The sequence below is a fragment of the Pseudonocardia xinjiangensis genome, from assembly GCF_050948425.1.
GTDB lineage: Bacteria > Actinomycetota > Actinomycetes > Mycobacteriales > Pseudonocardiaceae > Pseudonocardia > Pseudonocardia xinjiangensis.
This window is the reverse complement of record NZ_CP192009.1, coordinates 3,785,083-3,810,027: the sequence shown is the minus strand read 5'-3', so window position 1 is coordinate 3,810,027 and position 24,945 is coordinate 3,785,083. Positions and strand designations below refer to the sequence as shown.

25 protein-coding genes are annotated in these 24,945 nt (G+C 72.7%); 14 read left to right on the top strand and 11 right to left on the bottom strand.

The window, feature by feature from the left end:
- Positions 1–63 precede the first annotated feature (63 nt).
- From ACQPZA_RS17890 to ACQPZA_RS17875, 4 genes are all read right to left on the bottom strand, one after another.
- Positions 64–537: a bifunctional nuclease family protein gene (locus tag ACQPZA_RS17890; RefSeq protein ID WP_169394763.1), complete on the bottom strand. Its 474-nt coding sequence runs from the start codon at positions 535–537 to the stop codon at positions 64–66.
- Positions 538–640: 103 nt separating this feature from the next.
- Positions 641–1,093 (bottom strand): glycogen accumulation regulator GarA, encoded by a 453-nt coding sequence (gene garA / locus ACQPZA_RS17885; RefSeq protein WP_169394764.1) that lies wholly within the window; start codon positions 1,091–1,093, stop codon positions 641–643.
- 109 nt (positions 1,094–1,202) lie between these two features.
- The gene (gene gcvH / locus ACQPZA_RS17880; RefSeq protein WP_169394765.1) at positions 1,203–1,589 is read right to left on the bottom strand and encodes a glycine cleavage system protein GcvH; all 387 of its coding nucleotides are present in this window, start codon (positions 1,587–1,589) and stop codon (positions 1,203–1,205) included.
- Between the two features lie 9 nt (positions 1,590–1,598).
- Positions 1,599–2,225, bottom strand: a complete 627-nt coding sequence (locus tag ACQPZA_RS17875) for a CDP-alcohol phosphatidyltransferase family protein (protein ID WP_169394766.1) — start codon at positions 2,223–2,225, stop codon at positions 1,599–1,601.
- Positions 2,226–2,299: 74 nt separating this feature from the next.
- Between ACQPZA_RS17875 and ACQPZA_RS17870 the strand changes: the two genes are divergently transcribed.
- From ACQPZA_RS17870 to ACQPZA_RS17850, 5 genes are all read left to right on the top strand, one after another.
- Positions 2,300–2,830, top strand: coding sequence for an OsmC family protein (locus ACQPZA_RS17870; protein ID WP_433282450.1), 531 nt, complete (start codon positions 2,300–2,302; stop codon positions 2,828–2,830).
- Positions 2,827–4,392, top strand: coding sequence for an acetolactate synthase large subunit (locus tag ACQPZA_RS17865; RefSeq protein ID WP_433282447.1), 1,566 nt, complete (start codon positions 2,827–2,829; stop codon positions 4,390–4,392). The genes ACQPZA_RS17870 and ACQPZA_RS17865 overlap by 4 nt, the downstream gene beginning before the upstream one ends.
- A 168-nt stretch (positions 4,393–4,560) precedes the next feature.
- Positions 4,561–5,454, top strand: a complete 894-nt coding sequence (locus ACQPZA_RS17860) for an MEDS domain-containing protein (RefSeq protein WP_433282446.1) — start codon at positions 4,561–4,563, stop codon at positions 5,452–5,454.
- Complete coding sequence (locus tag ACQPZA_RS17855) at positions 5,451–6,410, top strand: ATP-binding protein (RefSeq protein ID WP_169394770.1); 960 nt, start codon at positions 5,451–5,453, stop codon at positions 6,408–6,410. The genes ACQPZA_RS17860 and ACQPZA_RS17855 overlap by 4 nt, the downstream gene beginning before the upstream one ends.
- 236 nt (positions 6,411–6,646) lie before the next feature.
- Positions 6,647–7,495 (top strand): AfsR/SARP family transcriptional regulator, encoded by an 849-nt coding sequence (locus tag ACQPZA_RS17850; protein WP_433282444.1) that lies wholly within the window; start codon positions 6,647–6,649, stop codon positions 7,493–7,495.
- Between the two features lie 12 nt (positions 7,496–7,507).
- On the opposite strand, the gene ACQPZA_RS17845 is transcribed toward ACQPZA_RS17850, so the two are convergent.
- Positions 7,508–7,987, bottom strand: a complete 480-nt coding sequence (locus tag ACQPZA_RS17845) for an ATP-binding protein (protein WP_312858969.1) — start codon at positions 7,985–7,987, stop codon at positions 7,508–7,510.
- 74 nt (positions 7,988–8,061) lie between these two features.
- Here ACQPZA_RS17845 and ACQPZA_RS17840 point away from each other — a divergent pair, with 74 nt between their 5' ends.
- Genes ACQPZA_RS17840 through ACQPZA_RS17830 form a run of 3 tightly spaced genes read left to right on the top strand, consistent with a single transcriptional unit; the run spans position 8,062 to position 9,022 of the window.
- A complete protein-coding gene (locus tag ACQPZA_RS17840; RefSeq protein WP_169394773.1) occupies positions 8,062–8,298 on the top strand; it encodes a hypothetical protein in 237 nt (78 codons plus the stop codon).
- Complete coding sequence (locus ACQPZA_RS17835) at positions 8,295–8,609, top strand: DUF4235 domain-containing protein (RefSeq protein WP_169394774.1); 315 nt, start codon at positions 8,295–8,297, stop codon at positions 8,607–8,609. The genes ACQPZA_RS17840 and ACQPZA_RS17835 overlap by 4 nt, the downstream gene beginning before the upstream one ends.
- Positions 8,610–8,614: 5 nt before the next feature.
- Positions 8,615–9,022, top strand: a complete 408-nt coding sequence (locus tag ACQPZA_RS17830; RefSeq protein ID WP_433282859.1) for a ChaB family protein — start codon at positions 8,615–8,617, stop codon at positions 9,020–9,022.
- A 56-nt stretch (positions 9,023–9,078) separates the two neighbouring features.
- Here ACQPZA_RS17830 and fgd read toward each other — a convergent pair whose 3' ends face one another.
- The gene (fgd, locus tag ACQPZA_RS17825; protein ID WP_169394776.1) at positions 9,079–10,086 is read right to left on the bottom strand and encodes a glucose-6-phosphate dehydrogenase (coenzyme-F420); all 1,008 of its coding nucleotides are present in this window, start codon (positions 10,084–10,086) and stop codon (positions 9,079–9,081) included.
- Between the two features lie 152 nt (positions 10,087–10,238).
- Between fgd and ACQPZA_RS17820 the strand changes: the two genes are divergently transcribed.
- From ACQPZA_RS17820 to ACQPZA_RS17810, 3 genes are read left to right on the top strand one after another with little or no spacing between them, the layout of a single operon-like run.
- Positions 10,239–12,035, top strand: coding sequence for an ABC transporter ATP-binding protein (locus ACQPZA_RS17820; protein ID WP_433282441.1), 1,797 nt, complete (start codon positions 10,239–10,241; stop codon positions 12,033–12,035).
- On the top strand, positions 12,032–13,969 hold the full coding sequence (locus tag ACQPZA_RS17815; RefSeq protein ID WP_433282439.1) for an ABC transporter ATP-binding protein: 1,938 nt from the start codon (positions 12,032–12,034) through the stop codon (positions 13,967–13,969). Before ACQPZA_RS17820 ends, ACQPZA_RS17815 begins: the two co-directional genes overlap by 4 nt.
- Before the next feature lie 16 nt (positions 13,970–13,985).
- The gene (locus tag ACQPZA_RS17810; RefSeq protein WP_433282437.1) at positions 13,986–14,792 is read left to right on the top strand and encodes a YqjF family protein; all 807 of its coding nucleotides are present in this window, start codon (positions 13,986–13,988) and stop codon (positions 14,790–14,792) included.
- 24 nt (positions 14,793–14,816) lie between these two features.
- On the opposite strand, the gene ACQPZA_RS17805 is transcribed toward ACQPZA_RS17810, so the two are convergent.
- Positions 14,817–16,019: an acyl-CoA dehydrogenase family protein gene (locus ACQPZA_RS17805; protein WP_433282434.1), complete on the bottom strand. Its 1,203-nt coding sequence runs from the start codon at positions 16,017–16,019 to the stop codon at positions 14,817–14,819.
- Positions 16,020–16,076: 57 nt separating this feature from the next.
- Here ACQPZA_RS17805 and ACQPZA_RS17800 point away from each other — a divergent pair, with 57 nt between their 5' ends.
- Positions 16,077–16,865: a GntR family transcriptional regulator gene (locus ACQPZA_RS17800; protein ID WP_433282432.1), complete on the top strand. Its 789-nt coding sequence runs from the start codon at positions 16,077–16,079 to the stop codon at positions 16,863–16,865.
- Here ACQPZA_RS17800 and ACQPZA_RS17795 read toward each other — a convergent pair.
- Entirely contained in the window at positions 16,862–17,743 is an 882-nt protein-coding gene (locus tag ACQPZA_RS17795; RefSeq protein WP_433282431.1) for an alpha/beta fold hydrolase, read from the bottom strand. The genes ACQPZA_RS17800 and ACQPZA_RS17795 overlap by 4 nt on opposite strands.
- A gap of 550 nt (positions 17,744–18,293) precedes the next feature.
- Here ACQPZA_RS17795 and recQ point away from each other — a divergent pair.
- Complete coding sequence (gene recQ / locus ACQPZA_RS17790; RefSeq protein WP_433282429.1) at positions 18,294–20,111, top strand: DNA helicase RecQ; 1,818 nt, start codon at positions 18,294–18,296, stop codon at positions 20,109–20,111.
- 22 nt (positions 20,112–20,133) lie between these two features.
- On the opposite strand, the gene ACQPZA_RS17785 is transcribed toward recQ, so the two are convergent.
- The 3 genes from ACQPZA_RS17785 to ACQPZA_RS17775 all read right to left on the bottom strand — a co-directional run bounded on the left by ACQPZA_RS17785 (position 20,134) and on the right by ACQPZA_RS17775 (position 23,936).
- Positions 20,134–20,472, bottom strand: a complete 339-nt coding sequence (locus ACQPZA_RS17785; protein WP_433282427.1) for an EthD domain-containing protein — start codon at positions 20,470–20,472, stop codon at positions 20,134–20,136.
- 89 nt (positions 20,473–20,561) lie between these two features.
- Complete coding sequence (locus ACQPZA_RS17780) at positions 20,562–21,407, bottom strand: aldo/keto reductase (protein WP_433282425.1); 846 nt, start codon at positions 21,405–21,407, stop codon at positions 20,562–20,564.
- Positions 21,408–21,482: 75 nt separating this feature from the next.
- Positions 21,483–23,936 (bottom strand): GcvT family protein, encoded by a 2,454-nt coding sequence (locus tag ACQPZA_RS17775; protein WP_433282423.1) that lies wholly within the window; start codon positions 23,934–23,936, stop codon positions 21,483–21,485.
- Between the two features lie 52 nt (positions 23,937–23,988).
- On the opposite strand from ACQPZA_RS17775, the gene ACQPZA_RS17770 reads away from it, so the two are divergent.
- Complete coding sequence (locus ACQPZA_RS17770) at positions 23,989–24,927, top strand: phosphotransferase (protein WP_433282421.1); 939 nt, start codon at positions 23,989–23,991, stop codon at positions 24,925–24,927.
- Positions 24,928–24,945: the final 18 nt, after the last annotated feature.

Here is a 24,945-nt window from a genome sequence, read left to right as displayed (position 1 = left end):
ACGCGGCGCGCCGCCGCGGGTCACCCGGTGCTGGGCGTGTCGAGGCCGAAAGGCCCCTCGGGCCTACGGCTGGGCGCCGCGGAAGTCCTCTGGCGAGATCGAGTCCAGGAACTCCCGGAACTTCTCGACCTCGTCCTCCTGCTCATCCGGGATGACCAGACCCGCCTCGGCGAGCACGCTCTCGTCGGCGTGGATCGGCACCCCGATCCGTAGTGCGAGCGCCACCGAGTCACTCGGCCGCGCCGACACCTTGATTCCACCGTCGAAGACGAGTTCGGCGTAGAACGTGCCTTCCTGGAGGTCGGTGATCCGCACCTGTTCCAGGCGACGCCCCAACCCCGTGATCACGTCCTTCAGCAGGTCGTGGGTGAGTGGTCGGGCGGGTTTGACCCCCTGCTGCTCCAGGGCGATCGCAGTGGCCTCCACCGAACCGATCCAGATCGGGAGGTACCGGTCGCCGCTGGTCTCCCGCAGCAGGAGGATCGGCTGGTTCGCGGGCAGTTCGACCCGGACGCCCACGACGCGCATCTCGCTCATGCGCTTCCCTCCTCCTGACGGTCCTGCAGTGTCGACGCTACACGGCGCACCCGGCCCGCGCCCGCCTCCGGACGGGCGGCGAGCCGTTGTCTTGGCGCCGGTTTCAGCCGGTTGCGCCGGACTCGCGCGGACCGGTGAGGAAGACCAGCCGGAACTTGCCGATCTGCACCTCGTCACCGTTGGCCAGCACGGCGGTGTCGACCGGCTCGCGGTTGACGTAGGTGCCGTTGAGGCTGCCCACGTCGACGACGACGAACTCGCCGGCGTCGCTGCGGAACTCCGCGTGGCGCCGCGAGACCGTGACGTCGTCGAGGAAGATGTCGCTGTCGGGATGGCGGCCCGCGCTGGTGGACGGGCGGTCGAGGAGGAACCGCGACCCCGCGTTGGGCCCGCGCTTGACCACCAGCAGGGCGGAGCCCGCCGGAAGCGCGTCGACGCCGGAGACCGGCTGGTCCTGGGCGGGGGGCTCGACCTCGGAGAGGAAGTCCGCGCGGAAGACCGAGGTGGTCTCCGGGGAACGCTCCGGGGGTACGCCGGGCCCGTCGTTCGTGGTCACCTCGGGGTCTCCTCCTGCATGGATGTAGCTCGTCGTTCTGTGATGTGGCGGCCCCACGTGCCGTGGGTCCAACAAACCTACCGCGCGGCGGCGTCCGGTTCCGGGCCGGTCAGCTTCCGGTCAGCTCGCTGTACGCCGCGGCGTCGAGCAGGCCTTCCGGCGCCTCGGAGGCGTCGTCGGCGAGCCGGACGTCGATCATCCAGCCTGCCTGGTAGGGCCCACTGTTGATCAGCTCGGGGCTGTTCTCGAGGGACTCGTTGACGGCGACCACCGTGCCGGACACCGGAGCGTAGATGTCGGACACCGACTTGGTCGACTCGACCTCCCCCACCACCCCGCCGGCGGCCACGGAGTCACCGACGGACGGCAGCTGCACGAACACGACGTCGCCGAGCTGGGACTGGGCGTGGTCGGTGATGCCGATCCGGACCACCCCGTCCCCCAGGTCGCGCACCCATTCGTGAGCTTCGGTGTAGCGGAGGTCCTCGGGAATCACGCGACGACTCTAGTCCCCGCTCCTGGCAGCGCCCGCCACCCCCGGCGGCACCGCATCGGCGCGCATCGCCAGCACGAACTGGGCCAGGTACAGAGCGCCCGAGTACAGGTAGAGCGCGGTGCCCCAGATCGCGAAGGCGTACCCGAACGGCCGCGCCAGCTCGGCGTACCAGCCGGTGCCCTGGCCGAGCAGGAGCAGCGGGAACGCGTACAGCAGCAGGAACGTGGCGCCCTTGCCGATGTAGGTGACGAGGTAGGGGCCGTAGCCACGGCGGCGCAGCACCGGCAGCGTGGCACCCAGCACCAGGTCGCGGCACACCAGGGCCGCAACGGCCCACCACGGCACGACGTCGCGGGCACCGAGCGCGACGAGCGCCGCGAGGATGTAGAGCCGGTCCACCGCCGGGTCGAGCAGTGCACCGAGGCGGCTGTACTGCCCGAGCAGCCGAGCGAGCTTGCCGTCGAGCCAGTCGGTGAACCCGCCGACCGCGAGCACGAGGATCGCCCACCCGTCGGCGCGCGGCACGAGGAGCAGGTAGAGGAACAGCGGCACCCCGGCCAGCCGCAGCACGCTGAGCAGGTTCGGGACCGTCACGATGCGGTCGGCCCGGGGCCGTGTGGTCGGCAGGTCGGGCACATCAGGAGCCTACTGGTGCACCCCCGGGCCACTGGCGGGTGCACGCGAGGGCCGCCGCAGGCAGGATCGTTGCCATGGACACGATGGCGCTGCGAGAAGCACAGGCCCCACTCAAGGCCCGCTACCGGGAGGACCCGGACGCGGCGTTGATCACGCTGAAGGCCGAGGGTGAGCTCGACGGGACCGGCGTCGCCTGCCGGGTCCGCACCGCGACCGCGCTGGCCGAGGCCGGCCTGCACCCGGCCACCGGCGGGGACGGTTCCCAGCTGTGCTCCGGCGACATGCTGCTGGAGGCGCTGGTCGCCTGCGCAGGGGTCACGCTGCGCGCGGTCGCCACGTCGCTGGGGCTCGAGGTGAGCGGCGCGGTCCGCGCCGAGGGTGACCTGGACTTCCGCGGCACGCTGGGCGTCGACAAGGAGGCGCCGGTCGGTTTCCGCGACATCCGGCTGACCTTCGACCTCGACACGACCGCGGATGCCGACCAGGTCGCCACCCTCATGAAGCTGACGGAGCGGTACTGCGTGGTGCTGCAGACGCTGGTGTCCTCGCCCGCCACGTCGGTGGAGGTGCGGACCGGGGGGACCGACGGGACCGAGGTCCGGTGAACGGCGCCCACGCTCTGATCCGGTCCCTCGTGACCAGCGGGGTGGACGTCTGCTTCGCCAACCCCGGCACCTCGGAGATGCACTTCGTCGCGGCGCTGGACGGCGTGCCCGAGATGCGCGCCGTCCTCGTCCTGTTCGAGGGCGTCGCCACCGGGGCCGCCGACGGTTACGCCCGGATGGCCGAGCGGCCGGCGGCGACCCTGCTGCACCTCGGCCCCGGGCTGGGCAACGGCCTGGCCAATCTGCACAACGCCCGGCGGGCCGGCTCGCCGGTCGTGAACGTCATCGGCGACCACGCCACCTACCACGCGAAGTACGACGCCCCGCTGCAGTCGGACATCGGGGCCATCGCGGGCGCGGTGTCGGGATGGGTGCGGCACAGCGCGCTGACCTCCGAGGTCGGCGCCGATGCCGCGGCGGCGGTGGCCGCGGCCCGGGAGGGCCAGGTCGCCACCCTCGTCCTGCCCGCGGACGTCAGCTGGGAGCCGGACGGCGGCGTGGTCGCCGATCCGGTCGCCGCCGCGGCCCGGGCCGCGGCCGAACCGGGCGCGGTGGGGGCCGCGGCCGACGCGCTGCGCTCCGGCGAGCCGTGCATCCTGCTGGTGGGCGGCGACGCCACCCGGGCCGACGGCCTGGCCGCCGCCGACCGGATCGCCGCCGCGACCGGGGCGAAGGTCCTCGCCGAGACGTTCCCGACGCGCCTGGAGCGCGGGGCGGGCGTCGCTCCGGTGGAGCGGCTGGCCTACCAGGTCGACCTCGCCGTCCGCCAGCTCGCGGGAGCGCAGCACCTGGTGCTGGTGGGGGCCCGCTCCCCCGTGGGGTTCTTCGCCTACCCCGGCAAGCCGTCGGACCTGGTCTCCCCGGGCTGCCACGTGCACACCGTGGTCGCCAGGGAAGGAGCCGCCGCCGCGGCCCTGGACGAGCTCGCGGACCTCGTGACCCCCGGCACGACGGCGCGCGTGGCAGCGCTCGCGCGGCCCGAGCTGCCCACGGGTGCGCTCACCGTCGCGAGCGCCGCCGCCGTGGTGGGCGCGCTGCTGCCCGAGGGCGCCATCGTCGTCGACGAGGCGGTCACGTCCGGGTTCGGCCTGCCCGGCGACACCGCGGGCGCGCCCCGCCACGACTGGCTCACCCTCACCGGCGGGGCGATCGGATGGGGGTTGCCCGCGGCCACGGGTGCCGCCGTGGCCTGCCCGGACCGGCCGGTGTGGGCCCTGCAGGCCGACGGGAGCGCGATGTACACGATCTCCGCGCTGTGGACCCACGCCCGCGAAGGGCTCGACGTCACCACCGTGCTGTACAACAACAACGCCTACGCCATCCTGCGGGGCGAGCTGGAGCAGGTCGGGGCGGCCGGCTTCGTCCAGCACGACGGCAAACGGGCGAAGGCCCTTCTCGACCTCGGCGGACCCGACCTGGACTTCGTCTCGATCGCCCGCGGGATGGGCGTGCCGGGGGTGCGGGTGACCACGGCCGAGGAGATGGCCGATGCGCTGCGCCGGGCCTCCGCGGAGCCGGGACCGCACCTCGTGGAGGTGATGGTTCCACCGCTGGTGGCGTGACAGCCCCGTTCGTCGCGGCTGATCGCCGCTTCGCCGCCCGGCCCCGTACCCGAGCGATCCGGACACCCGGTGCGCGGACGTAGAGTGTCGCCCACGTGACGCAGCGTTCTCCCGGCGAAGGGGTCGCGGCGTCCGGGTCCATGGCGGGCGGCACCGCAGGGATGCGTGATGACGAGAACGGTCGGGGAGCTGCGGTCCGTCGACCACGCCTGCGCCGTTCCGGTGAGCGACGAGCAGCTCTGGGAGATGACGGCCGCGTTCGTGGCCGCCGGGCTGGCCGCGGGCGAGCAGGTCGTGTACTTCGACGACGGCACCGTCGACGGCGTACTCGAGCGGCTCGCGGACGACCGCGTGGCGGTGGCCGAGTCGCTCCACGACGGCAGCTTCGCCATCGTCTCGCCCGACACCACACGCGCCACGCTGCGCAGCCCCCCGCCGCAGGTGCAGGAGCTCATCTGCAGCACCGTCGACGGCGCGCTCGAGCGGGGATACACCGGTATCCGGGTCACGGGGCAGTTCAACTACGGCCTGAGACGCGCGGGCGGGGCCTCCCTCCTGGAGTACGACACCGTCTTCGACGAGGTGGCCCGCGTCCGCCCGGCCCGGGTCCTGTGCCTCTACGACCGGCGCCGCTTCCCCGAGGGCGCGATCGAGGAGCTGCGCGCCCGGCACCACACCGAGCTCGTCGTGCCGGCGATCTACGACGACAACCTGCTGCGGATCACCAGCACCGGGGCCGGCACCGCGCGGCTGGCGGGCGAGGTCGACCACAGCAACCGCCCCCGCATCCGCAGGCTGCTCGAGACGGCGCTCGACCAGGCACTGCGGTCGCACGCCGGCCCCACCGACATCACTCTCGACCTGTCGTCGCTGCGGTTCCTCGACGTCGCGGGAGCCGTCAGCCTCGTGCACGCCGCCGAGGAGTTCCCGAGCTCCCACCGGCTCGTGCTCACCGGCGTGCGGCCGCGCGTGCTGCGCGTGCTGGACCGCTGCGGTGCACCGTTCGCCGCACAGCTCGTCGTGCAGTCCCGTCCCGAGTACGCGCCTTCGGAGGCCCGATGAGGATCGAGACCACCCGCTCGGCCGTCGGGGTCCGGCTCGAGCACGCAGCCGGGTACCACCGCTCGGACGCCGACCTGCTCGCCCAGCTCGTCGCGCTGGCCCGCGCGGGGTTGGAGCGCGGCGAACCGGTCGCGCTCGCGTTGCGTCCGCGTACGGAACGGGCACTGCACACCCAGTTGGGGGGAACGGCGGGGCTGATCCAGCTCAGCCACCCCGACGGCCCGGACGGCGCCTCCGGCCAGACCCTGGCCACCCGCAGGGCGCTCGAGCTGCGCGAGCTGACCTCCAGCACCGGGGGGCCCGTCACCGTCCTGGCGGAGCACACCGCCTCGCTCGACGGCGCCGACGGCAGCTTCTGGACGGAGCTGGACGCTGCCCTGAACGTGGCACTCGCGGATCTCCCCGTACGGATGACATGTTTCTACCCGGAGCTGCCCCTCCATCTCGAGATCCTCGACGGCGCCCGGCACAACCACCCGCTGCTGCTCGTCGACGGCAGGCTGGTGCACAACCCCCAGCACCGCTGCCCCCGCGACGTCCTCACGATGCGGCCCGCTCCCGCGCCTGCGCTGCTCGGGCCACCCGACCTGCGGATCACGTTCAGCGCATGGCAGCTGCACGAGGTGCGCACGGCCGTCGAGGAGGCCCTGCGGGCCGCAGGGTACGGCCGGTCCCGGGCAGAAGACCTGGTACTGGCCGTCAACGAGGTGGCCACCAACGCCGTCGAGCACGGTGCGTCCGAGGCCGAGCTCGCGATCTGGACCAGCAGCGGCAGCGGGGTCGTGTGCGAGATCCACGACAGGGGCGTGCTCGCCGATCCGCTGCCCGGACTGCAGGCCCCGCACCCCTCCGACCCCCGCGGCCGCGGGGTGTGGATCGCCCGTCAGCTGTGCGACACGCTCCATGTGTGGGCCGACCGCTGGGGCACCCACGTCCGCATGCAGGCCGCCCCGTGACGTAAGATCGGGTTCGGCGCGTCACCCGCATGGCCCGCGCCCGGCCGTGAGTGTGACGAATATGCCCCTTGGCAACAGGCCCGGTCGGGAGAACACTCCTTCGCGGGCTCGTGCGCCATCGGGACGCCGACAGGCCACATGCGTAGCACCAGCTTCGGGCACAACCATAGTCAGCACCACATTCGGGCACCATCACATTTGGGACCACCATGTCTGACGACCAGCGACGATCTCGCATGATGCAGGCTCACTCCGGTTGCCGGCGCCGGGTCACCGTGCTCGGCTCCTTCACCTTGACCACCGACGGCGCCACCGTGCCGCTCGGGGTGGACTCCCGCAGACTCGTCGCCTACCTCGCCGTGCATCCCCGGCCGCAGGAGCGCTCGAGCCTCGCCGCCGACCTGTGGCCCGGCGTTCCCGCCGGCGCGGCGGCGCGCATGCTGGCCGACGCCGTAGCCGCCGTGGACGTACCGGAGCTGTTCGCCGAGGACGACGACGAGACCGCGCCGATGGCGCTGGCCGCCGACGTCGAGGTCGACCTCGCCGACGCGATGGGGCTCGTGCGCGCGATGCCCGAGATCCCCACCAACCACGACCCGGACATCGCGCTGCTGTCGGCCGACATCCTGCCGGGCTGGACGGCCCCGTGGATCGCCGTGGAGCGCGAGCGGTTCCGCCAGCTGCGGCTCCACGCGATCGAGGAGCGGAGCCTGCGGCTGTCGTCTGCCGGCCGCTTCGACGAGGCCGTGGCGATGGCGCAGACCGCCGTGCAGACCGCGCCGAGCCGGGAGAGCGCGCGCCGCGCCCTCATCGAGGCCCACCTGGCCCAGGGCAACATCGCCGCCGCCGTCGCCGAGTACGACGACTACCAGGAGCTGCTGCGGTCGAGCGTCGGTGGCCCCGCTCCGTCCGGGCTGGAGGCGCTGTTCCCGCCGTCGCCCGCGTGGCCGGTGCTGCGGGCACGTCGTCCGATGCCGCGCTCCGCCGTGCAGCTACCGGGCCTGCGCTCCGTCCGCGGGGCCGCAGCCCCCGGCTCGCGCCGCCTGGTCGCCGGTGGTTCGGTCCCGGGCACCTCGACGCGCTGAGCGCCGGCGGGTCTAACCCGTCGCGGAGTGCTGCAACCGGTCCAGGGGAATCTCGAAGCACACGCGGGTCCCCTGGCCCGACATCGACACCTGCATCCGTCGTGACAGCTCCCGGATGAGGGCGAGCCCGCGACCCCGGTGTCCCGGGTCCACCGGCACCGGTCGCCACCGGCCGTGGTCGGTCACCGTCACCGCCACCACCGGTCGCGACGGGCTCCCGTCGAGCTCCAGCTCCACCTCCACGGTGGCGCCCGCGTCGGCATCCGGGCGGGAGGCGTCGGCGCCGTAGGCGTGCTCCACACCGTTCGCCACCGCTTCCCCGACGGCGAGCTGCAGGTCGACCACCGTGTGGGCGGGGAGGCGGTTGCCGCCTGCCCACGCGGAGATCCGTCTGCGGATGACGCTCAGCTCGGTTGCGCGCGCGTGGTGCCGCAGCCGCAGCCTGCGGTCCGACCGCTGCCCACCCAGGTACGTGATCGCTCCGTCGTCCACCACGCAGACAGTGGTGCCCGGCGCAGCAAGGTCCAAACCGTGTCGCCGGGGCACCGATCGGGTACTCGCCGTCCATGCATGGTTCCTCCGAGCCCGACGTGGCCGCCGACCCGAACCTCGCGCGCACCCGCGAGACCGGTGGGGTGGACCCCGATCGCAAGAAGCACCCCGACGACTCCGGAGCCGACCCGGACGGCGGCAGCACGACCGGTACCGACGAGAACGAGGAGTTCGTCGGCCGCGTCAGTGGGCAGGATGCGGGTTACGCCGGGGAGACCGGCGCCGAGGCGCGTGCCGCGGGGTCGGAATGAAGCGCGACGGAAACGAGCTGACCGGCCTCGCGAAGCTCGCCTACAAGCCGATCGGCCTGATCTTCGGGATGATCGGGGGCCTGGTGGCGGGGCAGGTCTTCGCACTGGTGTGGAAGAAGCTGTCGAACGAGGACGAGACACCGCAGCCGCTGTCGAACGACTACAGCACCCGCGAGGTGCTGCTCGCCGCCACGCTGCAGGGCGCGATCTTCGGTCTGATCAAGACCGCGGTGGACCGGTACGGGATGAAGGGCGTGCGGCGCTTCCTGGACGCGCCGCGGGCACCGGTCCGTAGTCGAACGGAGGTGTGAGCGATATGGCCGGCAAGGACGAGGTTCCGAGCACGGTGGAGCGCTCGGACGACAAGGCCGAACGGACGTGGGAGAAGACCTACGACTCCGCGATGGACAGCTACGACGGTGACGGTGCCCGCGCCCGTCGCACGGCCTTCGCGTCGTTGAAGCACACCCACGAGAAGGTCGGCGACCACTGGGAGCCCAAGGACGGGAAGGGTCCGTCCGACGAGCAGGCCGCCCGGGGTGGCCGCGACAGCGACCTCCCCACCGCCGGCGGTGTGGATGCCAACGCGTCGAAGGAGCACCTGCTCGACGTCGCCAAGAAGCTCGATGTGTCCGGCAGGTCCTCGATGAACAAGGACGAGCTGGTCGAGGCGATCGGCAAGGCGAACAACCGCGAGACCGCGAGGGCGCGCAAGAAGAAGTAGCGGGAACCACCGGACCTCGGTCGGCGTGGCCGACCGAGGTCCCGGCGTGTCCGTGCTCAGCCCAGGGCGCGCAGCTTCGGCAGGACGTCCTCGGCGAACTGCGTGAGGAAGCGCTCCTGGTCCGCGCCCGGCCCGTGGAAGACCAGGTGGTTCAGCCCGGCATCCACGTAGGGCTTGATCTGGGCCACGGCCTCCTCCGGGTCGGACGCCACGATCCACCGCTTCGCCACCTGCTCGATGGGCAGCTCGTCGGCGAGCCGCTCCATCTCGACGGCCGAGTCGACGCTGTGCTTCTGCTCGGGCGTGAGCGACAACGGCGCCCAGAACCGGGTGTTCTCCAGCGCCTGCTCGTGGTCGCGGTCGTAGGACAGCTTGATCTCGATCATCCGGTCGACGTCGTCGAGGCTGCGTCCGGCCGCCTCGGCGCCCTCGGCAACCGCCGGCAGCAGCTTCTCGGTGTAGAGGTCCATGCCCTTGCCGGAGGTGCAGATGAAACCCTCCGCCGAGCGGCCCGCGTACTTCGCCACGACCGGGCCCCCGGCCGCCACGTACACCGGCACCGGCTGCTCGGGCTTGTCGTAGATCGTCGCGCCGACCGTGCGGTAGTACTCACCCTCGAACGAGACCTCCTCGTCGGCCGTCCACAGCTCACGCATGAGCTTGACGGCCTCCCGCAGCCGGGCGAAGCGCTCCTTGAACTCCGGCCACTCCCGTCCGGAGACGGCGATCTCGTTCAGGGCCTCCCCCGTGCCGACCCCGAGCATGACGCGGCCGGGGTAGAGCATCCCCAGCGTGGCGAAGGTCTGCGCGAGCACCGCCGGGTTGTAGCGGAACGTCGGGGTGAGCACCGACGTACCGATCTGTACCCGCTCGGTGCGCTCTCCCACTGCCGCGAGCCACATCAGCGAGGCCGGCGCGTGGCCGCCCTCGTGCCGCCACGGCAGGAAGTGATCCGACGTCACCACGCTGTCCAGGCCCAGCTCTTCCGCCCGCACCGCGTACTCCACGAGCTCCCGCGGCGCGAACTGCTCCGCCGAGGCCTTGTAGCCGATCCGCAACGCCACGTCCTCAGATCCTTCCCGACCCGACTGTTTCTGCTCCCTCCAGAGTGCTACAACCGCGCCCTTGACCTCCACCCGCCTCGAGGTCGCACGGTGACAGGCATGCCAGAACTCGCATGCGTCGCGGTTCGGAAAAATCTACCGTGATCGATGCCATGAGCGACCATCTCGAGCAGCAGCCCCACCGCGCCACCCTCGGTGCGCTGCGCCGCCTCGCCCCGTACGTCCGTCCCCACCGAGCCGCCCTGATCGGAGGCGGCCTCGCCGCGCTCGCGAGCAGCCTCGCCGGGTTGGCGATCCCGCTGGTCACCCGGGCCATCGTGGACGGGCCGATCGCCCGGTCCGAGCTGTCGGTGCTGCCGTGGCTGGTGCTCGGGGTCCTCGCGTTCGGCCTGCTCGAAGCGGGGCTGATGTTCCTGCGGCGGCGCCTCGTCGCCCGCCCGAGCACCCGCATCGAGGCCACCATGCGGGAGGACCTGTTCGCGCACCTGCAGCGGCTGCCCGTGGCCTTCCACGACCGGTGGCCCTCGGGGCAGCTGCTCTCCCGGGCGACGACGGACCTCAACACCATCCGGTGGTTCGTCGCGTTCTCGGGGATCTTCCTCGTGGTCAACGTCCTGACGATGGTGGCGGGCGTCGGGGTGCTGCTGTGGCTCTCCCCCGTGCTGGGTCTGGTCATCGCCGTGATCGCAGTGCCGCTGATCGTGCTCACCCTCGCGCTGGAGCGCCGCTTCTCGGTGGCCGCCCGCCGCTCGCAGGACCAGGCAGGCGATCTCGCCACGGTGGTGGAGGAGTCGGCGCTGGGCATCCGCGTGCTCAAGTCGCTCGGCCGGGGGCGCAGGCTCACGGCGCGCTTCGTGGCCGACGCGCGCGGGCTGCGCGGCACCGAGCTGCTGAAGATCCGGCTGCTCGCGGCGCTGTGGGCGGTGCTCGTGATGCTGCCCGAGTCGGCCATCGCGCTGATACTCGGGCTGGGGGCCTACGGCGTCGCCACCGGCACGCTCACCCTCGGCACCCTCGTCGGCGCCGTCACCGTCATGACCTACCTGTTCTGGCCGATCGCGTCGATCGGCTGGCTGCTGGCGGAGGCCAGCAACGCCGCGGCCGCCACCCGCCGGTACTGGGAGGTCCGCGATGTGGTGCCGGCGATCACCGATCCGGCCACGCCGGTTCCGGCGCCGGACCCGGTGCGGGGCGAGCTCGTCCTGCACGAGGTGTCCTTCCGCTACCCGGGCGGGAGCCGCGACGTCCTGCACGGCGTCGACCTGGCGCTGCGGCCGGGCGAGACGATGGCGCTGGTCGGTGCCACCGGCTCGGGCAAGACCACCCTCACCGCGCTCGTCGGCAGGCTCTACGACGTCACCGGCGGCGCCGTGCTCATCGACGGGGTCGACGTGCGCGACCTGCGGCTGGCCGACCTGCGCACGATCGTGGCCACCGCGTTCGAGGAGCCCGTGCTGATCTCGGCGAGCGTGCGGGAGAACGTCGCGCTCGGGCTCCCGGCCGCGTCGGACGAGCAGGTCTGGGAGGCGTTGCGGGTGGCCAGCGCCGACGGGTTCGTCGCGGCGCTGCCCTGGGGCCTCGACACCCGCATCGGCGAGCAGGGCATGTCGCTCTCGGGCGGCCAGCGCCAGCGGCTCGCCCTGGCCCGTGCGGTGATCGGGCGCCCTCCCGTCCTGGTGCTGGACGACCCGCTCTCCGCGCTGGACGTGCACACCGAGGCCGAGGTCGAGGCGGCGCTGCGCCGGGTGCTGGGTGGGGTGACGGCGCTGGTCGTGGCGCACCGGCCGTCCACGGTCCAGCTCGCCGACCGGGTGGCGCTGCTCGTCGACGGGCGGATAGCGGCTGTCGGCACGCACAGCGAGCTGCTCGCCACGGACCCGGAGTACCGGCGGCTGCTGTCCAGCCCCGACGAGGAACGAGCCGACGAACGAGAGGAGGTGGGCGCGTGAGCACCGGTACGGAGTCCGACGTCGGCACCACCACGGAGACGGGCACGGGCAAGGCCGCCACCGTCGACGCCGACACCGCCGGCGAGTCCTGGCGCGGTATCGCGGCGGAGGACGACGAGGCCGACGCCGTCGACCGGCGCACCGGGCTGAAACTGCAGCAGCGCGCCCGCCGGCTCGTCGCGGAGCTGCTGCGGCCGCACCGGCGTGCCGTCACCGTCGCGCTGGTGCTGCTCGTCGCCGAGAACCTGGTGATGCTGGCCGGCCCGCTGCTGGTGGCCACCGCGATCGACACCGGCGTGCCCGCCGCGCTGGCCGGGCGGCCCGCGCCGCTGGCCTGGTCCATCGCGGGGTACGCGGCCACCGGGATCGCCGGGGCGGCACTGCGCTCGGCGTTCCTCCTGCTGTCCGGGCGGGTGGGGCAGGACGTGCTGCTCGACCTGCGGCGGCGGGTGTTCGCCCACGGGCAGCGGCTGTCGCTGGACTTCCACGAGTCCTACACCTCCGGGCGCCTGATCTCGCGCCTGACCAGCGACATGGACTCGCTGTCGGACCTTCTGGAGAAGGGTCTCGACGGGCTGTTCGGCGCCGTGCTCTCGCTGGTCGGTGTCACCGTGCTGCTGGTGTGGCTCGACCCGATGCTCGCCGCGGTCGTGCTCATCGGGTTCGTCCCGCTGATGGTGATCACGCGCTGGTTCCAGCGCAGCTCCCGGGCGAGCTACCGGCGCACCCGCAGCACCGTCGCCCGGCTGATCGTGCACTTCGTCGAGACGATGAACGGCATCCGTGCCGTGCAGGCCTTCCGTCGCGAGCGGCGCAACGACGAGATCATGGACCGGCTCACCGTCGCCAACCGCGACGCCAACACCGAGGCGTTCCTGAGCGTCGCCTGGTTCATCGCGGGCATCCGGGTGGTCGGCAACGTGTCGCTGGCGCTCGTGCTGCTGATCGGCGGCCTGCGGGTGGTCGACGGCACGCTGGCGCTCGGCGCGCTCACCGCGTTCCTGCTGTACCTGCGCCGGCTCTACGACCCGCTCGACGACCTGGCGCAGTTCTTCAACAGCTACCAGTCGGCGGCCGCGGCCCTGGAGAAGATCGCCTCGGTTCTCGACACCCCGGCCGGGGTGCCCGAACCGGCCCGGCCGGTGCCGCTGCCCACGCCCGTGCGCGGGGACCTGGAGTTCGACCACGTCCGGTTCGCCTACCGGAGGGCGGCCGAACGCACGGTGCTGCCGGAGTTCTCGCTGCGCATCCCGTCCGGGCAGACGGTCGCGCTGGTGGGGGCCACCGGTGCGGGGAAGTCGACGCTGGCCAAGCTCGCCGTGCGGTTCTACGACCCGACCTCGGGCGCGGTCCGGCTCGACGGGGTGGACCTGCGCGACGTCGCCGACGCCGACCTGCGGTCCGCGCTGGTGATGATCACGCAGGAGGCGTTCCTGTTCTCCGGGTCGGTGGCCGACAACATCGCGATGGGCAGCGGTCACGACGACGATCATCGGGGCGACCACCGGCCGCCCACCCGCGCCGAGATCACGGCGGCCGCCGAGGCGGTGGGCGCCCGCGAGTTCATCGAGGCACTGCCCGACGGGTTCGACACGGACGTGCGCAAGCGCGGCGGGCGGCTCTCGGCAGGCCAGCGTCAGCTCGTGTCGCTCGCGCGGGTGGTGCTGGCCGACCCGGCGGTGGTGCTGCTCGACGAGGCCACGTCCTCCCTGGACATCCCGTCGGAGCGAGCGGTGCAGGCCGCACTGGAGACGGTGCTCGCCGGCCGCACGTCGTTGATCATCGCCCACCGGCTCTCGACGGTGCTGATCGCCGACCGCGTGCTGGTGCTGGCCGACGGCCGGATCGTGCAGGACGGGTCACCGGCGGAGCTGCTGGGCGGCAGCGGCGAGTTCGCCGACCTGCACGAGGCGTGGCGCGCGTCCCTCGCCTGAGCGGCAGGATGGCGGGATGCCTCCGGAGCCCGTCGCGCCCGAACCGGTGTCGGTCGTCGCGCCGGCGCTGCCCCACCCGCACCTGCTGCGGCAGCGCTGGCGCGACGTCGCGTTCCTGCACTGGGCCGTCCGGCCCGCCGCGGTGGCCCGGTTCTTCCCGCCCGGCGTCGAGCCGGACGTCCTCGACGGCTGGACCTACGTCGGCCTCGTGCCGTTCCGCATGACGGGCACCGGCTTCGCCCACGGGCCCACCCTGCCGTGGGTGGGCACGTTCCTGGAGACCAACGTGCGCCTGTACTCCGTGGACGCCACGGGGCGGCGCGGCGTGGTCTTCCTCAGCCTCGACGCCGAGCGGGCCGTCGCCGTGGCAGCCGCCCGCGCGGCCTTCGGGCTGCCCTACCGGTGGGCGCGGATGCGTTTCGTCGCCGACGGGGACGTGCGCGGCTACGCGACGCGGGTGCGGTGGCCCGGGGTGTCCGCACGCAGCCGCATCGTCGTGCGCGCCGGCACGCAGGCCCCCGACGGCCCGCTGGAGCAGTTCCTCACGGCGCGTTGGGGCCTGCACACGGCTCATCTCGGCCGCACCTGGTACCTGCCCAACGAACACGCCACCTGGCCGCTGCGCACGGCGGAGGTGCTGGAGCTCGACGACGGGCTGATCGCCGCGGCCGGCCTCGGCGACCTCACGCACCGCCCCCCGGACCACGTCGCCTTCAGCGACGGCGCCTACGTTCGTTTCGGGAACCCGACCCCGGCAACCACCCCCCGCGGTTCAGGAAAGCCACTTTCAGGCCCTCTCAGGGCAGGAAAGTGGCTTTCCTGAACTTCCTCGGGCCCTGGGGCCGGGTCAGATGAATGCGCTGTGGCCGGTGATCGCCCGGCCCACCACCAGGGTGTTGATCTGGCGGGTGCCTTCGAACGAGTAGAGGGCCTCGGCGTCGGCGAAGAACTTCGCCACCCCGTAGTCGAGGACCACGCCGTTGCCCCCGACCACCTCGCGGGCGAGCGCGACGGTCTCGCGCATCCGGCTCGTGCAGAACTCCTTGGCGAGCGCGGCGTGCTCGTCGCGGGCCTCCCCCGCGTCCTGCAGCTGTGCGAGCCGGACCGCCATCCCGAACGAGGCGGTGATGTTGCCCAGCATCCGGACCAGGAGGTCCTGCACGAGCTGGAACCCCGCGATCGGACGGCCGAACTGCTCGCGTTCCTTCGCATACGCCAGGGCGATCTCGTAGGCGGCCATCATCGTGCCGGTGGAGCCCCACGCCACTCCCCCACGGGTACGCCGCAGCACCTTGTTGGTGTCGGCGAAGGAGCCGGCGTTCTGCAGCCGGTCGGACTCGGGCACGCGACAGTCCTGGAGCAGGATGTCGGCGTTCTGCACGGTGCGCAGCGCGACCTTGTTCTCGATCTTGCTGGTGGTCATGCCGGGGTTGTCCTGCGCCACGACGAAGCCCTTCACGGAGTCGTCGGCGACGTCGCGGGCCCAGATCACGACGAGGTCGGCGAAGGTCCCGTTGCCGATCCAGCGCTTCTCACCATCGAGCACCCACTCCGCGTCCGGTCCGGAGCCCACGCGGCGGGCGGTGGTCCGCAGCCCGCGGGCGACGTCCGACCCGCCGTCGGGCTCCGTGAGGCCGAACGCACCGATCCGCTCCATCCGCGCCATGGCAGGCAACCAGCGCGCCCGCTGCTCGGCCGAGCCGCACAGGTCGATGCTGCCCATCGCGAGGCCGTTGTGGATGCCGAAGAAGCTGTTCATCGACGGGTCGGTGTGGGCGATCTCCAGTGCGACGAACCCGATCAGCAGGCGACGGGCGGCCGGGCCGTCCAGGTCGTCGTAGGGCAGGGCGGCGATGTCCAGCGCGGCGAACCCCGGTACGAGGTGGTGCGGGAACTCGGCGCGCGTCCAGTGCTCGACGGCGACCGGCGCCACCTCGGTGCGCAGGAACTCCCGCACCCGGGCCACCACCTCGTGCTCCTCGTCGGTGAGGAGGTCGGCGTAGCGGAAGAAGTCGCCGAGGAGCGGAGCGGTACCGGTCGCTGGGTCCATACCCGACGATCGCACCGGCCCGAGGGCTCGGCAACCGCCGCGGCCTACCCTGGGACCGTGTCGACGGAACTGCTCGATCGCGCCCCCACCCTGGAACGTCGCCACGGGCTGCCGGTGCACGCGCAGATCGAGCAGTGGCTCATGGACGAGATCACGCACGGCCAGATCGCCACCGGCGACCGGCTGCCCGGGGAGCGCGCACTGGCGGCCGCGCTGCGGGTGAGCCGCATGACGTTGCGGCAGGCACTGGACGGGCTCGCCCGCCGCGGGGTGCTCGTCCGGCTGCCGGGACGCACGGGCGGGGCGTTCGTGGCGGAGCCCAAGATCGACTGTGATCTCACGGGCCTGGCCGGGTTCACCGAGCAGATGCGGCGGGCGCACCGGCGCGCCGGGGCCGAGGTGCTGTCCGCGCGGACGGTGGCCGCCGAGGAGACGGTCGCGGCGGCGCTGCGGATGCCGCCGGGCACGGCGGTGCACGAGCTCGTGCGGGTGCGCTCGGCGGACGGCACGCCACTCGCGCTGGAACGGTCCTGGTTCCCGGCCGAGCACCTCCCCGGCCTGCTCGACCACCCGCTGACCGGATCGATCTACGACCTGCTCTCGCTGCATTTCCGGCTCGCCCCGCACACCGCCGTGGAGTACCTGGAGTCGGTCAGCGCCGACGCCGCCGACGCCGCCGCGCTCGGGGTCCCCCGAGGCACGGCGCTGATGAGCGTGGAGCGGGTGGCCCAGTCGGTGGCCGGGCTGCCCGTGGAGTTCGCCCGCGACGTCTACCGCGCCGACCGCGTCCGGCTGATGGTGCGCACCGACATCCAGGAGCGGCGCCGGCAGCACCCGGGCGGCTAGTGCGGCGTGGCCTGCTGCCCGGCCAGCCGGACGACGGCCGCGGCGATGGCAGGCGACTGCTCCTCCGGCAGGAAGTGCCGGGCGCGCAGCTGAGTGGCGCTCTCCACTCCCAATGCGTCCTGCACCGCGCGGCGGCGGTTCTCCCCGAGCGCGGGGTCGTACTGCCCCCACACCACCTGCGCCGGGTACGGCCGGGAACGCAGGCCCTTGTAGAAGAAGGCCTGTTTCGCCTCCGTCAGCTCGAACCCGCGCATGATCCGCAGGAACGCCCGCCCGCCGTCCTCGCGCTTGAGCAACGCGAAGTAGGCGTCGATCTCCGAGCTGTCCATGGCGGTCTGGTCGGCCAGCCCCACGTGGCGGAAGAGCCAGCGGGAGCCGGGAGGGCGCAGTCCCGCGAGCCAGGCCTCCCCGACGGTGGGGATCGCGAAGGGTTGCATCGACCACGGGCGCCGGAACACCGCGACGTCGACGGGCGAGTTGAGCACGGTCAGCGAGAGCACCCGCTCCGGGTGGGTGATGGCCCATTCGAACCCGATCGGCCCGCCGATGTCGTGCACGACCAGATGGCACCGATCGATCCCCAGCGCGTCGATCGCGTGGCCGGTCCACTCCGCGAGGCCGCTCCAGGAGTAGTTGAACCCCACCGGGCGATCGGCCAGTCCGAGGCCGGGGAAGTCGAACGCGACGCCCCGCAGTCCGCGACCGGCGAACTCCGGCACGAGCTTGCGGAAGAGGAACGAGCTTGCCGGGACGCCGTGCAGGCACACCACCGGCGGTCCGTCGCCCCGGTCGAGAACGAAGCTCCGCACCCCGTCGGCCTCGAAGGCGCGACCGGACGAGCGGTGCCTCTCCACCACGTCGGCGACAGTGCGCAACACAAATCCCCCCTTGTGGGAACAAATCCCATTCCGCCGATATCGGACCAGCCCCGGGAATAGTCGGGAGATCGGCGACTCGAATTCGAGACTACCCACTCGACCCACTCCACGACGCCCGTGAATCGCAGTGGGAGGCTTGCCGCTCCAGCCCATGTTCCATCCCGCGGACGGTCGCCGGAGCCCGACCGATGAGCATCGAGCGCCCAGCAGGTCTCAGAGAGGACCGACGGAAGGAATGGCGTGATGGCCGCGGGATATGTGGACACCGACGGAGTGGCGTTGTGGTACGAGGAGCTGGGCCGGCCGGACGGCGCGCCGGTGCTCCTGGTGATGGGAGGCGGGGAGACCCGATCTATCCCTACGACCATGCCGAGGTCCTCGCCGAGGGCATCCCGGCGGCCACGCTGGTCACGTGGGACAGTCGGCCACGAGCAACCCCCTCAGCTCGTCCCCGAGCTGACCCGGCTGATCACCGGCCATGTGCACGCGGCGGGCCGAGGCGACCCGAGCGGCTACCGATGCTGACGGGGGCGGCGCCTACGATCGCCGGGTGACGCTCCCCCGGACCGCCGACGCGCAGCAGGTGCTCCACCGGGTCTTCGGCTACGACACGTTCCGCGGGAACCAGCAGGAGATCATCGAGCACGTCTGCGGAGGCGGCGACGCCCTCGTGCTCATGCCCACCGGTGGCGGCAAGTCGCTGTGCTACCAGATCCCCGCCCTGGTCCGCGACGGAGTCGGGGTGGTCGTCTCCCCCCTGATCGCGCTCATGCAGGACCAGGTGGACGCCCTCCTCGCGCTCGGCGTCCGGGCGGGGTTCCTCAACTCGACCCAGGGGCCCGACGAGCGGCGCGCCGTCGAGGCCGCGTTCCTCGCCGGGGAGCTCGACCTGCTCTACCTCGCCCCGGAGCGGCTGCGGGTCGAGTCCACCCTGCGCCTGCTGGAGCGGGGCCGGATCGCGCTGTTCGCCATCGACGAGGCCCACTGCGTGGCCCAGTGGGGCCACGACTTCCGCCCCGACTACCTCGCGCTCTCACAGCTGCACGAGCGCTGGCCCGACGTGCCCCGCATCGCGCTCACCGCCACCGCCACGGAGGCCACCCACGCCGAGATCGCCGGGCGGCTGAACCTCGAGGGCGCCCGGCACTTCGTCGCGAGCTTCGACCGGCCCAACATCCAGTACCGGATCGCGCCGAAGGACGAGCCCCGCCGCCAGCTGCTCCACCTGCTGCGCACCGAGCATCCCGGCGACGCCGGCATCGTCTACTGCCTCTCCCGCAACTCGGTCGACAAGACCGCCGAGTTCCTCGTGGCCCAGGGGCTCACGGCGCTGCCGTACCACGCCGGTCTCGACGCCGGCACGCGCGCGGCCAACCAGTCGCGGTTCCTGCGCGAGGACGGCGTGATCATGGTCGCCACCATCGCGTTCGGCATGGGCATCGACAAGCCCGATGTCCGCTTCGTCGCGCACCTGGACCTGCCCAAGTCGGTGGAGGGCTACTACCAGGAGACCGGCCGCGCCGGGCGCGACGGGCTGCCGTCCACGGCCTGGCTGGCCTACGGGCTCGCCGATGTCGTGCAGCAGCGCAAGATGATCGACGACTCCGAGGGCGACCTGGCCCACCGCCGCCGCCTCGCCCAGCACCTCGACGCGATGCTCGCGCTCTGCGAGACCGTCGAGTGCCGGCGGGTGCAGCTGCTCAACTACTTCGGGCAGCAGGGCAAGCCGTGTGGCAACTGCGACACCTGCCTCGCTCCGCCCGAGTCATGGGACGGCACGGTCGCCGCGCAGAAGGTGCTCTCCACGGTGTTCCGGCTCGACCGGGAGCGCCACCAGAAGTTCGGGGCCGGGCAGATCGTCGACATCCTGCTCGGGAAGCGCACCGCGAAGGTCGAGCAGTTCGACCACCACTCGCTCACCGTGTTCGGTGTGGGCACCGAACTGGGAGAGGGTGAGTGGCGCGGGGTCATCCGGCAGCTGATGGCGCAGGGCCTGCTGGCCGTCGAGGGCAACTACCAGACCTTCGTGCTCACCGAGGCCAGCCGGGGGGTGCTGCGGGGTGAGCGACAGGTCATGCTGCGGCGCGACCCGAAACGCCAGGCGCAGGGGCGCACGCGTTCCGCACGGGCCCCGCAGGTGGAGCTGCCCGCCGCGGCCGCGCCGGTGTTCGAGCGGCTGCGGGCCTGGCGCGGGGCCGCGGCGAAGGAGCAGGGCGTACCCGCCTACGTGATCTTCCACGACGCCACGCTGCGGGAGATCGCCACGCGGATGCCCGCCACCACCGCGGAGCTGGGCACCATCAGCGGGATCGGGGAGAACAAGCTCGCGAAGTACGGCGCGCAGGTGCTCGAGGCGCTCGCGGGCTGAGCTCAGGTGCGGTCTCCCGAGGTCAGGGGGCCGACACCCCCTCCTCGATCACGTAAGCCGTGGTCTTCGAACGGTCCAGGAACCGGGCCTCGTCCTCGGCGATCGCGGGAATGCCCAGGCTGGAGATCCAGTTCTCGAACCCGGAGCGGTCGTCCCACACCGTCTCCGTGACCACGTCGAACTCGATGGCCGGTGACTCGAGGTTGGCCGCATCGCCGCGGGAGAGATAGTTGCGCTTGTACACCCTCGGCAGCGGCGCATGGCTCAGCACGAGCGGGACGTGATGGTTCTCGTAGTAGTCGATGAACTCCTCGCGACTGAGGTCCGCACGCTTGGTCAGGTAGGCGAAGACCTTGAACATCGTTGATCCTTCCGATTCTGCCGCAAGGTCGTCACACCGGCCGACCTGCGCACTGTGGAGCCGTAGTGCTGTGACGAGGAGCGGGACCTCTAGAGCATCTCCAACGGCTGGGGGCGCCGCGGTGGTGGGAATGACGCGTCCAGCGTCTCCAGGTCGTCGGCGGTGAGGGCCAGGTCGCGGGCGGCGGCGTTCTCCCGGACGTGCTCGGGGTCGGCGGCTTTCGGGATCGCGATCGTGGCGTCCCGGTGCAGTACCCACGCCAGTGCCACCTGGGCGGGCGTCGCCCCGTGCCGCCGGGCCACCTCGGTCAGCCCGGGTTCGCCGAGCAGCCTGCCCTGCTCGATCGGCGAGTAGGCCATCACCGGCACGCGGTGCTCACCGCACCACGGCAGCAGGTCGTACTCCGGACCGCGGCGGGTCAGGTTGTAGAGCACCTGGTCGGTGGCCACGGCGTCGCCACCCGGCAGGCCGTACAGCTGCTCCATGTCGTCCCGGTCGAGGTTGCTCACCCCCCAGTACCGGATCGCGCCGGCGTCGACCAGGTCGGCGAACCCGGCGAGCGTCTCGGCGAGGGGCACCCGGCCGCGCCAGTGCAGCAGGTACAGGTCGATCCGGTCGGTGCGCAGCCGCCGCAGGCTCTCCTGGCAGGCGCGCACGGTGCCGGCGCGGGTGGCGTGGTGGGGCAGCACCTTGTCCACCAGGAACACCTCGTCGCGACGGCCGGCGACGGCCTCCCCGACCAGCTCCTCGGACGCGCCGTCGCCGTACATCTCCGCGGTGTCGACCACGCTCAGGCCGAGGTCGAGGCCCAGGCGCAGCGCCGCGATCTCGTCGGCGCGGCGCCGGGGATCGTCGCCCAGGTACCACGTGCCCTGGCCGAGCGCCGCCACCTGTTCGCCCGACGGCAACGTGACGACGTGGGGACCGGTCACCATCTGCACCTCCGTTGTCGCGGCTCCCCGCCATTCTGGCCGGAACCGCGCGGTGACCCCGGTGCGGGGACGCCCCCGTCAGCCGTCGGCGCGGATGCGCTCGCCCTTCGGGTCGTAGAGGACCGACGCCGCGACAGCGCCGTCCACCCACGTCCCGTCGACCTGCACCGCCACCGGCGCCCCCTCGGGGATGCCGGCGGGCAGGTAGGCGTAGGCCAGGGAACGGGCCACCGTGTAGCCGTAGCCGCCGGAGGTGACCTGGCCGACGACCTCGTCCCCGACCCGCACGGGCTCCCCGCCCAGCGCGACCGCGCGGGGATCGTCGAGCACGAGGCAGCGCAGCCTCCGGGCGACCCCGCGCGACCGGGCGGCCAGCAGTGCCCCGCGCCCGGCGAACTCCCCGTCGCGGCGCACGGCGAAGCCCAGGCCGGCCTCGTCGGGGGTGGTCTCGGGGCCGATGTCGGACCCCCACACGCGGTAGCCCTTCTCCAGCCGCAGGCTCTCGATCGCGCGGTAGCCGCCGGGGCGCAGCCCGTGGGGCGCGCCGGCCTCCACGAGCGTGGTCCACAGCGCGGCGCCGTACTCGGTGGGGCAGTAGAGCTCGAAGCCCAGCTCCCCGACGAACGTCACCCGCAGCGCGCGCACCGGGACGTCCCCGACCGTGGTCTCGCGCATCGACGGGTACGGGAAGGCGGCATTGGCCAGCGACGCGGGCGTCAGCGGGGCGAGGACCTCGCGGGAGCGCGGCCCCCACAGCCCGAAGCACGCCCAGGCGCCGGTCACGTCGGCCAGCCGCACCGCGGCACCGGTGAGCCGGGCCTGTCGGCGCAGCCAGCCGAGGTCGTGCGGCCCGAACGCCGTGCCCGTCACCACGAAGAACTCCTCGGGGCCCACCCGGGTGACGGTCACGTCCATCTCGATGCCGCCGCGGTCGTTGAGCGCCTGCGTGTAGACGACGGCGCCGGGCTCGCGGTCGGTCCGCCCGGCGAACACGTGCCGGCAGAACGCCACCGCGTCCGGCCCGGAGATCTCGATCTTCGAGAACGAGCTCTCGTCGAACAGGCCTGCCGCCTCCCGGACGGCGACGTGCTCGGTCTCGACGCAGGGCGACCAGTGCCGCCCGGCCCAGCCCCGCGGGCGCAGCTCCTCGGAGCCGGGCTCGGAGTAGTGGTTGACCCGCTCCCAGCCGGCCTTCTCCCCGAACACCGCGCCGTGCGCTACATGCCACGGGTAGACGGGCGAGGTGCGCAACGGGCGCCCCGCCGTCCGTTCCGCGGCCGGGTACCGGATGTCGTAGTAGCTCTCGTAGTTCTCCCGCACCCGCGCGAGCGTGTAGCCGGGCGAGCGGTAGTGGCGGTGGCCGAAGCGGCGCACGTCCATGTGCCACAGGTCGAGGCCGGGGTCGCCGTCGAGGATCCAGGCGGCCAGCACGCGCCCGATGCCCCCAGCGCCGGCGATGCCGTGCGCGCAGAACCCGGCGGCGACGAAGAACCCGGCCACCTCGGTCTCACCGAGGCAGAACTCGTTGTCCGGGGTGAACGCCTCCGGCCCGTTGATCATCGACGCCACCCCGGTGTCGGCGAGCACCGGGACGCGGACCTGGGAGTTCTCGAGGATCTCCTCGAACCGCTCCCAGTCCGGCGGGAGCAGCTTGCCGTTGAAGTCGGCCGGGACGGCGTCGAGAGAGCGCGCGGTGGCCGTCCAGGGCGCGCTGTGGCGCTCGTAGCCGCCCATCACCAGCCCGTCGATCTCCTGGCGGTAGTAGACGAGCAGGTCGGGATCGCGCAGCGACGGCAGCGGGCGGTCGGGCAGGGTCCCGGCCGGGAGCGGGGCCGTCACGACGTACTGGTGCGACATCGGCACCACGGGCACCCGCACGTCGACCAGCCGGGCGATCTCGGCGGCGAACATGCCGCCGCAGTCGACGACGACCTCGCACTCGACGTCGCCGCGGTCGGTGCGCACGCGGGTGACCCTGCCCCCGTCGGTGTCGATGCCGACCACCCTGGTCCGCTGGGCGATCGTCACACCCCCCTCGCGGGCGAGCGCGGCGAGCGCGTAGCAGAGCCGGGCGGGGTCGACCTGGCCGTCGGTGGGCGTGTACGCGGCGCCGAGCACCCCCTCGACCGACATCAGCGGGAACAGCTCCCGTGCCTCGGCGGCCGAGATGAGCTCCAGTGGCAGCCCTGATCGCTGCGCCCAGCCCGCCTGCCTGCGGATCTCCTCGAGCCGGGCGGGTGAGGACGCGAGCCGCAACGACCCCGACTCCACCCACCCCGGGGCGTGCTCGCTCTCCTGCAGCCTGCGGTAGAGCTCGACCGACCAGCCGTTGATCGTGGTGAGCGCCGGGTCGGACCGCAGCTGCCCGACGAGGCCGGCCGAGTGGAACGTGGACCCGCTCGTGAGCTCCGCGCGCTCGACGAGCAGCACGTCCCGCTCGCCCCGCTCGGCGAGATGGAAGGCCACGCTCGTGCCGCCCACTCCCCCACCGATCACCACGACGCGGGCCCGCCCGGGGAGCGCTTGCACCATGCCCCGACACTACGGTCTAGACCGTTCCCGGAGCGAGCCCTACGATCTTGCGATGGAAGTCCGATCCGCGGTCCTCGACCCCGCGACGGACGCGCTGCTCGACTCCATCCCGTGCACCGCCCGGCGGCCCCGCACGGTGGAGGACCTGCCCGGCGGCCTCACCAACCGCAACCTCAAGGTCACCAACCCCGACGGATGCTGCGTCGTGCGCATCCCCGCCCAGGACGGCGGCGGCCTGCTCGGTATCGACCGCGACCACGAGTACGCCAACTCCGTGGCCGCCGCGGCCGCGGGAGTGGGCGCGCAGGTCCTGCACCGGCGCCCGGGCGTCGGGCTGACCGTCGAGTACCTGCCCGGCCGCCCGCTCACCGACGGCGACCTCCACGATCCCGCCGTGCTGGGCCTCGTGGCGGCCGCGTGCCGCCGGCTGCACGCCGGGCCGCGCTTCGTCAACGACTTCGACATGTTCGCCGTGCAGGCCCGCTACCGGCGCATCGTCGCCGAGCACGGCTTCCGGCTGCCGCCGCGCTACGACGAGTTCGCCCCGCTGGTGCCCCGGATCCGCGCGGCGCTCGGACCGCGGGTGACGGCGCCCTGCAACAACGACCTCCTCGCCGCCAACCTGCTCCTGTGCCCGGACGGGAGTGGGGGCGAACGGGTGCGGATCATCGACTTCGAGTACTCGGGCAACAACGACCCGTGCTTCGAGCTGGGCAACATCTGGAGCGAGGCGGCCCTGCCGCCCCCACTGCTCGACGTGCTCGTCGCCGCCTACTTCGGCCGCCCGTGCCCCCGCCAGGTGGCCCGCGCCCGGCTGTTCGCGCTGATGGCGAAGTACGGCTGGACGTTGTGGGCGTCGATCCAGGACGGCTCCAGCCCGCTGCACTTCGACTTCTGGTCCTGGGGGATGGAGAAGTACGACCGGGCCGTCGCGGAGTTCGACGGCCCCGACCTCGAGCACCTGCTCGCGGCGGCGCACCCGCCCGACTGAGTTCCGCGATCCCTGGAG